At 72.9% G+C, this 13,524-nt stretch carries 11 protein-coding genes and 1 pseudogene; 7 read left to right on the top strand and 5 right to left on the bottom strand.

The features are described from left to right. Positions 1–29 precede the first annotated feature (29 nt). On the top strand, positions 30–776 hold the full coding sequence (locus IE290_RS03580; protein WP_191243038.1) for a cytidyltransferase: 747 nt from the start codon (positions 30–32) through the stop codon (positions 774–776). Here IE290_RS03580 and IE290_RS03575 read toward each other — a convergent pair. Beyond that, on the bottom strand, positions 662–3,133 hold the full coding sequence (locus IE290_RS03575; protein WP_229874109.1) for an ATP-binding protein: 2,472 nt from the start codon (positions 3,131–3,133) through the stop codon (positions 662–664). The genes IE290_RS03580 and IE290_RS03575 overlap by 115 nt on opposite strands. Positions 3,134–3,312: 179 nt before the next feature. Here IE290_RS03575 and IE290_RS03570 point away from each other — a divergent pair, with 179 nt between their 5' ends. After that, positions 3,313–4,947, top strand: a complete 1,635-nt coding sequence (locus IE290_RS03570; protein ID WP_229874106.1) for a flavin-containing monooxygenase — start codon at positions 3,313–3,315, stop codon at positions 4,945–4,947. A gap of 13 nt (positions 4,948–4,960) precedes the next feature. Beyond that, the gene (locus IE290_RS03565; protein WP_191243036.1) at positions 4,961–5,881 is read left to right on the top strand and encodes an alpha/beta hydrolase; all 921 of its coding nucleotides are present in this window, start codon (positions 4,961–4,963) and stop codon (positions 5,879–5,881) included. A gap of 112 nt (positions 5,882–5,993) precedes the next feature. Here IE290_RS03565 and IE290_RS03560 read toward each other — a convergent pair whose 3' ends face one another. Further along, positions 5,994–6,620 carry an FMN-binding negative transcriptional regulator gene (locus tag IE290_RS03560; protein WP_191243035.1) on the bottom strand — a complete coding sequence of 209 codons (627 nt, stop codon included), beginning with the start codon at positions 6,618–6,620 and terminating at the stop codon, positions 5,994–5,996. Positions 6,621–6,775: 155 nt separating this feature from the next. Between IE290_RS03560 and IE290_RS03555 the strand changes: the two are divergent. Next, positions 6,776–6,927: pseudogene (locus IE290_RS03555) on the top strand (DUF1330 domain-containing protein); the annotation flags it as partial. Between the two features lie 51 nt (positions 6,928–6,978). On the opposite strand, the gene IE290_RS03550 reads toward IE290_RS03555, so the two are convergent. Together IE290_RS03550 and IE290_RS03545 are read right to left on the bottom strand one after the other, a co-directional pair. Continuing rightward, positions 6,979–7,773: an MBL fold metallo-hydrolase gene (locus IE290_RS03550; RefSeq protein ID WP_191243034.1), complete on the bottom strand. Its 795-nt coding sequence runs from the start codon at positions 7,771–7,773 to the stop codon at positions 6,979–6,981. Positions 7,774–7,924: 151 nt separating this feature from the next. Then, positions 7,925–8,830 carry a PDR/VanB family oxidoreductase gene (locus tag IE290_RS03545; RefSeq protein ID WP_191243033.1) on the bottom strand — a complete coding sequence of 302 codons (906 nt, stop codon included), beginning with the start codon at positions 8,828–8,830 and terminating at the stop codon, positions 7,925–7,927. Positions 8,831–8,948: 118 nt separating this feature from the next. Here IE290_RS03545 and IE290_RS03540 point away from each other — a divergent pair, with 118 nt between their 5' ends. The 3 genes from IE290_RS03540 to IE290_RS03535 are packed head-to-tail and all read left to right on the top strand — an operon-like array spanning position 8,949 to position 11,528. After that, positions 8,949–10,115: an acyl-CoA dehydrogenase family protein gene (locus IE290_RS03540; protein WP_191243032.1), complete on the top strand. Its 1,167-nt coding sequence runs from the start codon at positions 8,949–8,951 to the stop codon at positions 10,113–10,115. A gap of 14 nt (positions 10,116–10,129) precedes the next feature. Then, positions 10,130–10,657, top strand: coding sequence for a PaaI family thioesterase (locus IE290_RS37640; RefSeq protein WP_229874104.1), 528 nt, complete (start codon positions 10,130–10,132; stop codon positions 10,655–10,657). Further along, entirely contained in the window at positions 10,644–11,528 is an 885-nt protein-coding gene (locus IE290_RS03535) for an alpha/beta hydrolase family protein (RefSeq protein ID WP_229874102.1), read from the top strand. Before IE290_RS37640 ends, IE290_RS03535 begins: the two co-directional genes overlap by 14 nt. 437 nt (positions 11,529–11,965) lie before the next feature. Here the strand turns inward: IE290_RS03535 and IE290_RS03530 are convergent, their stop codons facing one another. After that, positions 11,966–13,321 (bottom strand): MFS transporter, encoded by a 1,356-nt coding sequence (locus IE290_RS03530; RefSeq protein WP_191243030.1) that lies wholly within the window; start codon positions 13,319–13,321, stop codon positions 11,966–11,968. Between the last annotated feature and the right edge of the window lie 203 nt (positions 13,322–13,524).

Raw genomic sequence — 13,524 nt, 5'->3', positions numbered from 1 at the left:
GCACCCGGCGACACCAGCGAGGAGCCGCGATGACCGCGACGCTGTGCCCGGTGTGGCGCGACACCGGGCCCGCCGATCTCGGGCCGTGCGTGGTGACCCTCGGCGTGTTCGACGGGGTGCACCGAGGGCACGCGCGGCTCATCGGCGAGGCCGTCGGCATCGGCCGGGCCCGCGGCCTGCCGACGGTGCTCGTCACCTTCGACCCGCACCCGGCGCGGGTCGTCGGGCCGCCGCGGTGCACCGACGCGCTCAGCACTGTCCAGCGGCGCGCGGAGCTGGCCGGGGAACTCGGTGTCGACGCGGTGTGCGTCCTGTCCTTCACCCGGGAGCTGGCGGGGATGTCACCCCTGGACTTCGTCGCCCGGATCCTGGCCGGGCGCCTGCGGGCCGCGGCCGTGGTGGTGGGCAGCAACTTCACGTTCGGCCACCGCGGCGAGGGCACTCCGGACACGCTGCGGCGGCTCGGACGCAACTACGGCTTCACCACCCACCCGGTGGACCTGTTGCCGCTAGTGTCGTCCACGCACGTCCGGTCGTGCCTGCGGGCCGGTGACGTGGCCGGAGCCGCGCGGGCGCTGGGACGGCCGCACCGCGTCGAAGGCGTGCTCACCAACGGCCGGCTGCGCGTGGAACCGGGGACCGCGCTGCCCGCGCCCGGCGTCTACCGGGGACGGCTGACGTGCGGCGAGGAGGTCGTGGTCGAGGTGGACGCGAACGGCGTGGCGGTACGCACCTCGCGCAGCGGGCCGGCCGGCGTGGACTTCCTCAGCGGCTGACGCCGCCGGTCATGTGCGTCAGCGAGCCGCGCTGCTCGCCGCCACCCACGAGGCGATCTGCGTGCGGGAGGTGAAGTCCAGCTTGCGCAGCATCCGTTCCACGTGACCGTCCACAGTGCGCGGTGAGTCGTCAGCCGCTCCGCGATCGCCTTGTTGCTCAGGCCCCGCGCGATCAGCACGGCGATCTCCCGCTCCCGCCCGGTCAACGGCGACTCCGGCACGCGGGGTTCGCGCGGCGGCATCGGGCGGCCACGTCCGCTCTGGCGCACCACGAGATCGAGCCCGAGCCGCACGGCGTCCGGCAGCGTGACGTCGGCGTGGTCCTTGCGGATGGCGCGGGCGGTGGCCGCTCCGAGTTGTTCGTCCACTGCCGTGGAGTGCCGTCGTCCCTCCCGGGCTGCATGGGGTCCGAAGGCCTGCAGCGACGTGCCGATCCGGTGCCACACCGAGGCCGCCATGCCCTCCAGCGCCGCGGCATCGGCCGCGTGGCCCGACGAGGCGGCCACCCACGAGCACACCTCGGTGCACAGCGCGGTGCACACGCCGTCGCGGAAGTCCTGCTCGATCCGCATCGCCGCGGCGATCGCCGTCCGCGCCGCGGCCACCTCCCCCAGGTGCAGGTGGCTGATGGCCGCCGCCCAGTGCGCGTAGGCCCGGTTCCACCGTTCCCCGACGGCTGAGGCCTCCTCGATCACCGCCGAGCACGTCTCCAGCGCCTCCCGTGGACGGCCCGCGTAGGCCTGCGCCATCGCCAGCTGGAAGGACGCGGTCAGCGCCAGCCCGGTGTCGCCGCCGGCCCGGTGGATCGCGATCGCCTGGCGGTACAGTCCGATCGCGGCCTGCAGATCGCCCTCGAACAGGTTCAGCAGCGCCCGCCACAACCGCACGTGCCCGCGCAGCCCCGGATCCCCGAGCGCGTCGGCGATCACCGCGCACTCCTTCAGATACCCCCTCGCCACCATGCGGTCGCCCTGGATCAGCGCGACCCACGCCGCCGCCCACAGCGCCTCGCCACGTTCCGGGCTGCCGGGCTCGAGTTGAGGGAGCAAGCGTTCCAGCCACCGGCGCCCGTTGCTGAGGAACCCGCCGGCGATCCAGTGGTAGCGCAGCAGCGACGCCAGCCGCGCCCCGGCCGGGGCCTCGCCCGGGGTTTCGGCCGACCAAGCCAGCGCGGCCAGCAGGTTCGGGTGGTCCTCCCGCAACCGCGCCAGGTCGCCGGCCTGGTGCGGGCCACACCACCGGCCGACACACTCCGCCGCGCGGTCGATGAAGTGGTCGCGGTGCCGTCGCCGCAGTGAATCCGCTTCACCGGAGGCTGCCAGCAGTTCCGCGCCGTACTCGCGCAGCGTCACGAACTGGCGGTAGCGGACCTGCTCGCCGTTGCGGTCGGCGACCACGACGGACTTGCCGACCAGTCCGTCGAGCGCGTCGAACAGCCGGTCCCCGGCCAGGTCGCCGAACCCGCACACCCGCTCCAGCGTCTCCAGGTCGACCGAGGCGGGAAAGACCGCCATCCGCGCCCACAGCAGGCGTTCGTCCGGGGTGCACAGGTCGTGGCTCCAGTCGATCAGGGCCCGCAGCGACCGTTGCCGCGCATCCGCCGCCGGGTCCGTCCCGGCGAGCAGGTGGAACCGCCGGTCCAGGCGCCGCACCACCTCCGACACCGACAACGACCGCAACCGCACCGCGGCCAGCTCGATCGCCAGCGGCAGCCCGTCGAGGCGGCGGCACAGCGCCACCACCGCCGCCCGGTTCTCCGGGGTCACCGTGAAGTCCGGCAGCACCGCGCGCGCACGGTCGACCAGCAGCTGGACCGCCGGGACGTGGTCGAGGGCGCCGGTGCCCGCCGCGTCGCTCTCCTCCGGCACGGCCAGCGGCGCGAGCAGGTGCACGCGTTCCCCGCCGATGCCCAACGGCTCCCGGCTGGTGGCCAGGACACGCAGGCCGGGCAGCGCCTCCAGCAGCCGCAGCACCAGCCGCGCGCTGGCGTCCAGCACGTGCTCGCAGTTGTCCAGGACCAGCAGCGTGCTGGTGCCGGAGAGGTGGTCCACGACCCGGTCGACGGCGTCCCGGTTGGACTGGTCGGAGACGCCGATCGCGGTCGCGACGGTGGGCGCGACCTGGCTGTCGTGCGTGACGCTGGCCAGCTCCACCACCCGCACCCCGCCGGGCAGGCTGGTCCGGTCGGCGGCGGTGATCGCGGTGCGAGTCTTGCCCACCCCGCCCGGACCGGTGACGGTCACCAGCCGGTGGGCGCGCAGCTCGGCGTCCAGCTGCGCCAAGGTCTGACGACGGCCGACAAAGCTGGTCAGCGCCACGGCGGGATGCCGCAGCCCCCCTCCGGCACCGTCACCCATGACGCCTCCCATCACGCGCCCGCCGCTGGACACCGCGGCTCCCACCGTAGGACACGCGGGGGTGTCCCGGACCGCGATGGGGTGGCCGATGGGGTGATCTCACCCTGTCCGGCCCGCCGCGCGCCACCGCAGGCTGTAGCGGCGATCACACCCGAACCATCGAGGAGGCTGGATCAGTGGTGTCACCCGAACCGCCCACCCAGGACGCCATCGTCATCGGCGCCGGTTTCGCCGGGCTGTACGCTGTGCACGTCCTGCGCAACCAGCGGAACCTGCGGGTCATCGGCTTCGACGCGGCCGGGGACGTCGGCGGGACCTGGTACTGGAACCGCTACCCGGGCGCCCGCGTCGACATCGAGAGCGTGCACTACTCCTACTCGTTCGACGACGAGCTGCAGCAGGAGTGGCACTGGACCGAACGGTTCCCCGCGCAGGCGGAGATCCTGTCCTACCTCGAACACGTCGCCGACCGCTACGACCTGCGCCGCAGCTTCCGCTTCAACACCCGGATCACATCCCTGACCTGGGACGACGCCGAGTCGCTGTGGACGGCCACCACGAGCACCGGCCAGACGCACCGCGCGCGGTTCGTCATCTCCGGCGCCGGCACCCTCTCGGTGCCGAAGAAGCCGGAGTTCCCCGGCGTCGAGGACTTCGCCGGCGAGGTCCTGATGACCGGCAACTGGCCGCACCACGAGGTGTCGTTCGCGGGCAAGCGGGTCGGCATCATCGGCGTCGGCTCGTCGGGGCTCCAGGCGATCAGCGAGATCGCCAAGACCGCCGGGCACCTCACGGTCCTGCAGCGCACCCCCAACTACGCCACCCCGATCGGCAACTACCCGACCCGGCCCAAGGAGGAGGCCGCCGAGAAGGCGGACTACCGCGCCATCCGGGACGCCTCGCGCAACCACTTCCTCGGCGTGCCCTACTCCGACGTGCAGCCCTCGGCGCTGGCCGTGTCGCCGGAGGAGCGGCGGCAGGTGTTCGACGACCGCTGGAACCGCGGCGGGTTCCGGCTGTTCATCGACTCCTTCGGCGACATCCTGTTCGACAAGGCCGCCAACGACACGATCGCCGCCTACATCCGGGACCGGATCCGGGAACGGGTGCACGACCCGGCCAAGGCCGAGCTGCTCGCGCCGGAGGGCTACCCGTACGGCACCAAGCGGCCGCCGCTGGAGACCGACTACTACGAGGCCTACAACCGGCCCAACGTCGACCTCGTCGACGTCAAGGACAACCCGATCGCCGCGGTGACCCCCACCGGGGTACGCCTCGCCGACGGCACCGAGCACGACTTCGACATGCTGATCCTCGCCACCGGCTTCGACGCGTGCACCGGCCCGCTGCTGGCGATGAACATCACCGGCCGCGGCGGCCTCCGGCTCGCCGACCACTGGGCCGACGGGCCCCAGACCTACCTCGGGCTGATGGCCGCCGGGTTCCCCAACCTGTTCATGATCACCGGCCCGCAGAGCCCGTCGGTGCTGTACAACATGCCGCTGGCCATCGAGGACCACGTCGACTTCACCGTCGCCGCACTGGACCACCTGCGCGAGAACGGACTGGACGTCATCGAGCCGGAGCCGGAAGCGGAGCGGGCGTGGGTCGCGCACACCAACGAGCTGGCCGAGGCGACGCTGCTGCCCGACTCCCCCACGTCCTGGTACATGGGCAACAACATCCCCGGCAAACCGCGCCGCGTCCTGGTCTACCTCGGCGGCGCCCCGGCCTACCGCGCCAAGTGCGACGAGGTCGTCGCCGCCGGCTACGCGGGCTTCACCCTGTCGTCCGCCTCCCGCGTCTTCGCCTGAAAGAGGAACCGTCATGCCACTCGATCCCGCCGTCGCCGCTCTGCTCGACGGCCTGGCGCAGCAGGGTTTCCAGTCGTTCGAGAAGATCGGCCTCGAGGCGACCCGCGAGACGATCGCGTCGTTCACCGGGTTGCAGAAGCCCAAGCGCGGCTTCTCCCGGACCAGCGAGGTGTCCTACGGGCCGGACCCGGCCCACCGCGCGCGGATCTACGTGCCGCCGGGCGACGGGCCGTTCCCGGTCGTGCTGTACGTCCACGGTGGAGGGTTCGTCGCGGGCGGTCTCGACGTCGTCGACGAGCCCGTGCGGGCCCTCGCGCTCGACGCCGAAGCGATCGTCGTGTCGGTCACCTACCGGCTCGCCCCCGAGGCGAAGTTCCCCGCCGCCCACGACGACGTGTTCGCCGCGCTGCGGTGGACGGCCAAGGAGATCTCCGCGCACGGCGGCGATCCCGGGCGGATCGCGGTCATGGGTGACAGCGCGGGCGGGAACCTGGCCGCGTCGGCGGTCATCCGGGCCCGGGACGAGGGCGAGCCGGCCGTGCGAGGGCAGGTGCTGGTCTACCCGCTGGTGGACCCGTTGGCCGACACCGCGTCGCGGCGCGAGTACGCCGAGGGGTACCTGCTGCACCTGGACGCGTTGCGGTGGTTCGGCGCGCAGTACTGCGGTGGCCCGGAGGACGCCGTGGACCCGCGGCTGGCGCTGGACCGCAACGAGCTGAGCGGCCTCCCGCCGACCCTGGTGATCACCACGGAGTACGACACGCTCCGCGACGAGGGCGAGGCCTTCGCGGCCGCGTTGCGGTCGGCCGGGGTGGACGCTCGAGCCGAACGCATGGCGGGCCTGGCGCACGCCACCTACTGGGCCACCGCGGCGATCCCGCGCAGCGCGGAAATCCACCAGGCGGCGGTGGAGCACCTGCGGTCGGTGCTGTAGCCGGCGCGGCTGGCGGAGGTCCTCCGGACCGGGGCCTCCGCCGGCCGGCGGGACAACGCAGCGCGAGTGGTGCGATTCGGCGGTCCCGGGTGGCCGTTCCGGCTCTGGTGTGTCACGAACCGCCCTTGCGGGGCCGGTGGGCGGCGACCGCGGCCGCGCCGGCCTCGTCTCCCTCTGCGCGAAGACCCTCGATCACGCCCTCGATGTCGGCGGGCGGGCGGTTCTGGCTGAGTTTGAACTTCGCCTCGATGCGGGTGATGGTCACCTCCACCCCGACGATGGCTCGCAGCTGGCCGTGGATGAACTTTTCGGGCGCGTCGTCGACCGACCAGGGCTCAGCCCGGCCGGCCTCGTGGTGATCGGTGAGCCGGCGTACCACGTCGGCGACCCAGTCGGGATCGTCGTGGACGGACAGGGTGCCGTACACGTGGGCGGTGACGTAGTTCCAGGTGGGCACGACGCGCCCGTGCTCGGCCTTCGAGGCATACCAGGAGGGCGTGACGTAGGAGTCCGGACCGCGCACGATGACCAGCGAGTCACCGAGCGCGGTCCGGCGCCAGTGGTCGTTGTTGCGGGCGAGATGCCCCAGAAGCCTTCCCCGCGCACGGTCGTAGACGAACGGCAGCGTCGTGGCCACCAGGCCGTCCGGAGTGGACGTGACCAGGTCGGCGGCGCCGTGATGCTCCAGTAGCGAGTGGACCGCGTCCTCGTCGGGGGCGAAGTGGGCGGGAACGTACATCGGGTAGACCTCACCAGGTTCGACCTTGCTTTCGAACAACCAGCGTCGAGGTTTCCACACGCAAGTGGCCTTTGGACAGGTCCAATTCCGATCATGTTTGGAAGGCCACTCTGGGTGCCGGAACCGCTCGTAGTCCTGACCTCCGGGAGTACCAGGCGGGCGTCCAGGACCGCACGCGCAGCTCGTCGAGTTCGACAGCTTCGAGCAGGCCGTCGCGGCGCGCGAGAGTGCGGCCTACCAGGAGGCGCTGGCCGCCCTCTCCGACGGCGTCGAGCGCGACTTCCGCATCGTCGAAGGCATCGACTGACCGGGCGATCCCGCTACTTGGATCGGCTGACCTCAGAAGGGCCGGGGGTGATCAGCACGTCAGCGTCTTGCCCGCCTCGGCCAGCCGGATCGGGCCGTCGAACTCCGATCCGGCGTCGGTGAGCAGGCCGTGCAGCCAGTCGGGCTCGGTGGAGGCGAAGTGGGTCAGCACCAGCTCCCCCACCGCCGCCTCCGCCGCGACCCGGCCCGCCTCGGCGGCGCTGAGGTGGCCGTGGCCGGTGGTGTCGGTGGCGCGCAGCGTCGCCTCGCACAGGAACACGTCGGCGTGGGCGGCGAGCTTGACCAGGGCGTCGGTCATGCCGGTGTCGCCGGTGTAGGCCAGGGTCCGCTCGCCATCGGTCACGCGGATCCCGCAGTTGGGGGCGGAGTGCACCAGCTCGTGCAGCTCCACCGCGCAGTCACCGAACTCGAACAGCTCACCCGGCGCGTACTCGCGCACGTCGTAGGCCACCTCGAACGCGCGGTTGAGCACCGGCATCGACGCGATCGGGAACAGCTGCGACCACCGCGCGAACAGCTCCTTGGCTCCCGCCGGCACGAGCAGCGGCACCGGAGCGCATTCGCCGCCGAACTCGGGCGCCCCGGGGAAGCGCAGCATCGGCTTGAGCAGCGCCTTGCCCAGGGGCAGCAGGTCGTAGCAGTGGTCGATGTGCAGATGGGTGATCACCACACCGTCCAGCGGGCCGTCCACCGCGGACAGCGCGGTGGCGATCCCGGGTCCGCAGTCGAGCAGCAGGCGGGTCCGCCCGGTGTCCACGAGGTATCCGGAGCTGGGCGATCCGCCGGCGGGCATCCCCGACCGGCAGCCGAGAACAGTGAGCTGCATGGTTCATCCGATCTGCCGAGAGCGTGATACGCCAGGCACGCGCTCCAGACCGGTGCCCGCGCTGGCCCCGCCAGCATGACCTGGACCAGACCACTCCCGCACGCGCGCGCGAGCAAACCCGAACGGCCGATCGGGGACGCCTATCGCCGGCTCACACGTCGAGCACGAGCCGGTCCGACACCGCGCGCGACACGCACACCATCATCGTCTTGCCCGCGGCGCGTTCCTGCTCGGACAGCACCGAGTCGCGGTGCTCGACCTCGCCGACCAGCACGGTCGTCTCGCAGCTGCCGCAGGTCCCCTCCCGGCACGACGACGGCATCGCGACACCGGACCGGCTGAGCGCGTCCAGCACCGACTGGCCGGGCGCGACCCGCACGGTGCGTCCGGAGGCGGACGCGACCACCTCGAAACCCCGCGCCGGCGTGTCGGCGATCTCGCGGGGCTGGAAGCGCTCCACGCGCAGCCGGTCGGCCGGGCACAGCCGTTCCACGGCGTCCAGCAGCGGCCCCGGCCCGCAGCAGTACACCAGGGCGTCGCCGGACACGATGTCGGCCAGCGGCAGCAGCCCGTGCTCGTCCTCGGGCAGGATCCGCACGCGGGAGCCGTACTCGCTCAACTCGCCGGTGAACGCCATCCGGGAGCGGCGGCGGCCGCCGTAGTACAGCTCCCACTCGGCGCCGGCGTTCTCGGCCGCGCGCAGCATCGGCAGCAGCGGGGTGATCCCGATGCCGCCGGCCACGAACCGGTAGCACGGGGCGGGCACGAGCGGGAAGTTGTTGCGCGGGTCGCCGACCCGCAACGTCGCGCCCTGCGGCACCGCGTCGTGCAGGTAGGCCGAGCCACCGCGGCCCGCCTCCTCCCGCAGCACGGCGATGCGCCAGCGGGTGCGGTCGGCAGGGTCCCCGCACAGCGAGTACTGGCGCAGCAGGCCGGGCCGGATCTCGACGTCGACGTGCGCGCCGGGCTCCCAGCCGGGCAGGTCGTCCCCGGCCAGGACGAACGACACGACCCCGTCGGCCTCGGTGGTCTTGGACTCCACGTGCAGCGTGCGCATGAACTCCAGCGTCACGACCCGTCAGTCCCAGGCCACGGGTGCGGACCGGATTCGATTCGGGCGATTGGATCTGGCAATGCCCGCCGGAGCGGTCCCGCGCCCGCCGCAGACTGGCCGCATGGTCAGCACGAGCGCGCTGGAACTCGCCGCGCGAACCCGTCGCTTCATTTCCGAACAGGTCCTGCCCGTCGAGCGGGAGATCGTCGTCGACGGCCGCCCGATGGACGACGCGCTGCGGCTGGAGCTGCAGAAAGCGGCCAAGGAGGCGGGCGTGTTCGGCCCGCTGTCCCCCGTCGAGCACGGCGGGCTCGGCCTGGACACCCGTGACCAGGCCGTCGTCCTGGAGGCCGCGGGCACCAGCCTGATCGGCCCGCTCGCGCTCAACTGCTGGGCGCCCGACGACGGCAACATCCACCTGCTCGCCCACGCCGCGAACCCCGAACAGGCGCAGCGCTACCTGGCGCCGCTGGCCTCCGGTGAGGTGCGGTCGGCGATCGCGATGACCGAGCCGGCGCCGGGCGCCGGGGCCGATCCGGGCATGCTGCGCACCACCGCCGAAGAAGCGCCGGGCGGGTGGGTGATCAACGGCGCCAAGCACCTGACCACCGGCGCGGACGGTGCCGCGTTCGTCATCTGCGTGGCCCGGACCGACGACGGCCCGACGATGTTCCTGGTCGACGCCGACAACCCGGGCATGCGCGTGCTGCGCCGGATGCCGACCCTGGACCACACCAGCGCGCCCGGCGGGCACTGCGAGGTCGAGTTCAGCGGCTGTTTCGTGCCGGACACGGCGGTGCTCGGGGAGGTCGGGCTGGGCATGGAGTACGCGCAAGTGCGGCTGGCGCCGTCGCGGCTGTCGTTCTGCATGAGCTGGCTCGGCCTGGCCACGCGTGCCCAGGAGCTGGCGGCGCGGCACATCTCGCGGCGCGAGGCGTTCGGCGCGCGGATCGCCGAACACGGGCTGGCGCAGGGGCACCTGGCCGACAACGAAATCGACATCGAAGCCTCCCGCGCGCTGATCGCCCGCTGCGCGGAGGTGATCGACGCCGAAGGCCCGGCGAGCAGCGCGGCCCGGCACCACGCGTCGGTGACCAAGACGTTCGTGTCCGAAGCGGTGTGGCGGGTGCTGGACCGGGCCGTGCAGCTGCACGGCGGGCTGGGCGTGTGCGAGGACCACCTCGTCGCCCGGTTCCTGGTCGAGGCCCGCGCCTTCCGCATCTACGAGGGACCGTCCGAAGTGCTGCGGTGGTCGATCGCCCGCCGCGTCCTGCGCCCCTACCGCTGACAAGGAGAACTGGAATGGTCACCGCAGAACTGGGCGGGTTCGCCGACGCCTTCGCCGGCGCCGGCGGCGGCACGCCCGACTACGCCAAGATCCGTGAGGTCGCCGACGCCTTGGTGCCGTTCGGCAACCACGCCGGCGTCGCGATCACCGAGGTCGGCCCGGACCGCGCGGTCGCCGAAGTGGCGGGCGCGGACCACCAGCTCAACCACCTCGGCACCGTGCACGCCGGGGCGCTGTTCCTCGCCGCGGACATCGCCGGGGCTTCGGCGTTCGTCGGCGCCATCGCGCCCCGCCTGTCCGATGTGGAGTTCCTGGTGCTGCGCGACGCGCGGTGCTCGTTCCGCAAGCCCGCCACGGGCCGGATCCGCGCCATCGCCACGGTCGACGAGCGCGAGATCCGCCGCGTGCTGGGCGACCCGGCCGCGACCCGGTTCGACCTGGACGGCAAGGCGCTGTGCTACAACGACGACGAGGTGCTGGTCGCCAAGTTCACGTTCGAGTACGTGGGCAACCTCAAGGAGTCCGGCCGTGTCGGTGAGTGAGGCGGGCCGGCGCCCGTCGGAGTTCTCGTCGCTGGAGTCGCTGACCGTGGCGTCCGAGGGCGCGACGTTCACCGTGCGGCTGCTGCCCGCGGCCGACCCGGCGGCGCCGGTGGTGCTGGTGCTGCCGGCGATGGCGATGAAGGCGAAGTTCTACCTGCCGCTGGCGAAGGCGCTGCACGCGGCGGGCCTGTCGGTGGCGACGGTGGACCTGCGCGGCCAGGGCGAGGCGAAGCCGGCGCTGCGGGAGGGCCCGGACTTCGGGTACCGGGAGCTGATCGAGGCCGACCTGCCCGCGGTGACCGCGGCGCTGCGGTCGCGGTTCCCCGGCGCGCCGCTGCACCTGTTCGGGCACAGCCTGGGCGGGCAGATCGCGCTGCTGTTCACGGCGGCGCATCCGGACGAGGTGGCCGGGGTGGTCACGATCGGCACCGGGACGGTGTTCTGGCGCGCCTTCGGGCCACGGCGGTGGGCCGAGGCGCTGTGGAAGATCCAGTGGATCGGGCTGGTCGCGAAGGTGCGCGGGTGGTGGCCCGGCGGGGTGCTGATCCCGGGCGCGATGGCGGGCGGCGTCATGACCGACTGGGCGCGGCACTCGCGCACCAGCCGCTACCGCCCGCGCGGCGGAAGCCACGACTACGACCGGCTGCTGCGCGAGGTGCGGGCGCCGGTGCTGCTGATCTCGCTCGCCGAGGACACCCTGGGCCCGAAGTCGAACGTCGACTTCCTCGCCACGCGCGTGCCGTCGCAGCGGTGGCACATCGAGCGCGGCGCGGGTGTGGAACACCTGGACCACTTCGCGTGGATCAAGGACAGCGCGGTGCTCGGCCCGGCGATCGCGGCCTGGGTGACGCAGGGGCAGCTGCCCGGCTGAGGATGGGCTCCCGGCCCGCTCGGTGCGCCTTCGAGGCCGCCGGGCGGGCCGTTGTCATTCCCGGATGGTCAACGGATCAGCTTGACCGGGACGTCCACCCCGTCGAGGTCCGCCCAGGCGCTGTCGGCGGTGAACACGGTCACCGGGTGCTCCCGGATCGAGGCGGTGGCGAGAGCGCCTGCGGGCGAGTGAGCGTGCGTTCGCCGGCAGCCCGTAATGCGCCAGTTTCGTCGCCGGCTCGGCCCGGTCGACCGCGGACATCGCCGAACCAGCCGACACCGGGTCGACGACCTCGGCGCCCGGCTCCTTCCGCAGCCTCGCGAGCACCGCTGACGTGTCGAGAAGGATCTCCCCCGCGGTCATTCGCCGGCTTCCCGGGCAGCTTCCGAGCGCCGCTCCGCGATCAGTCCACGGCAGAACACTGTACAACCCGCCAGCTAGACCGGCTCCGGCACCCGCACCGGCGCCGGACGCTGGGCCAGCACCAGCACCCCGGCCAGGAATGCCCCTGCCGCGGCGACCACGAACGTCACCCACAGCGTCCCCGGGCCCGGGGACAGCAGACCGGCCAGCGCGACCCCGAACACGGCTCCGAACTGGCGGAACGTGTTCATGCTCCCCGATGCCGTCCCGCTCAGCGCGGGTGGCACGGCACCCATCATGGCCTGGATCGCGACCACCCCGCTGGACAGCGGGACCCCCACCCCGAGCAGCACCAGCGCCCATCCGTACGCCCAGTACCCGGCGCCGGTCTCGAGCAGCGTCAGGCCGAGCAGGCCTGCGGTGATACAGCCCAGCCCGAGCGCCATCGTGACCCGCGTGCCCAGCCGCGACGCCACCGCGGACGCCAGCACCGCCGCGACGCCGAGGCATCCGAACAACGCCAGGAACCGCATCCCAGTCGCTATCGGGGACAGGCCGAGTACCTCCTGCAGGTGCACGGTCACCAGGTACAGCACCGCGTACAGCCCGAACAGGCCCAGGAAGTTCACCGCGCACGCCAGCGCCACCTCGCGGATCCGCAGTAGGCGCGGCGGCAGCATCGGCTCACCGGCGCGCAGCTGCCAGGCCACGAACGCCCCGAGCGCGGCCAGCCCGCCGGCCAGGACGCCGAGCACCACCGGCGAGTCCCAGCCCAGCACGTGGCCCTCGATGAGCACGTAGGTCACCGCCGCCGCGCCGGCCACGAACAGCGCCTGGCCGGCCACGTCGATCCGGCGGCCGCCCGCGGGCGCCACGCGCGGCATCGTCCACAGCAGACCGAAGAACGCGACCAGACCGATCGGCAGGTTGATCCAGAACATGCTGCGCCACCCGGCGCCTTCGACCAGCGCCCCGCCGAGCAGTGGCCCGAGCGCGAGGGCGACCCCGCTGGTCCCGCCCCACACGCCGATCGCCCTCGCCCGCGCCCGCGCGCCGGTGAACAACCCGGCGGTCGCGGCCAGCGACACCGGCACCACCGCGGCCGCGAACACGCCCTGCGCGGCTCGCGCCGCGATCAGCGCCCCGCTGCCCGGCGCCGCCGCGCACGCCACCGACGCGAGCGTGAACCCCGCGATCCCGGCGAGCAGCACGGACTTGCGGCCCAGGCGGTCACCGAGCGAGCCGGCGGTGAGCAGCAGGCAGGCGAACGCGAGCGTGTAGGCGTCGAGCAGCCACTGGGCGACACTGGCGCCGGCGCCGAAATCGGCCCGGATGGCGGGCACCGCGACCGGGGTGATGCTGGTGTCGAGGTAGACCAGGAACGAGGCGACGCAGATCAGCGCGAGCACGAGCCGGGGGCGAGCGGACACCCGCCTCACGCTAACCGTTCCCGGCACCCGGAAAAGCGCGGCGTGGGCATTCCTTTCGCCCGATCGGAACAACCTATCGATTCGTCCCGCCGATCGATCCGCCACTCCTTCCGATCCTCCCAGCACAAGCCCCTGAACTGGGCTTTCGCGCGCCGCAACCGTGTCCACCCGTTCACCTGCGCTACACCGGCGGCTGCTGTGAT

The organism is Amycolatopsis deserti (assembly GCF_014653945.1).
GTDB lineage: Bacteria > Actinomycetota > Actinomycetes > Mycobacteriales > Pseudonocardiaceae > Amycolatopsis_E > Amycolatopsis_E deserti.
Note: the sequence above shows the minus strand (reverse complement) of the source record. Positions and strands in the feature narration are given on the sequence as shown.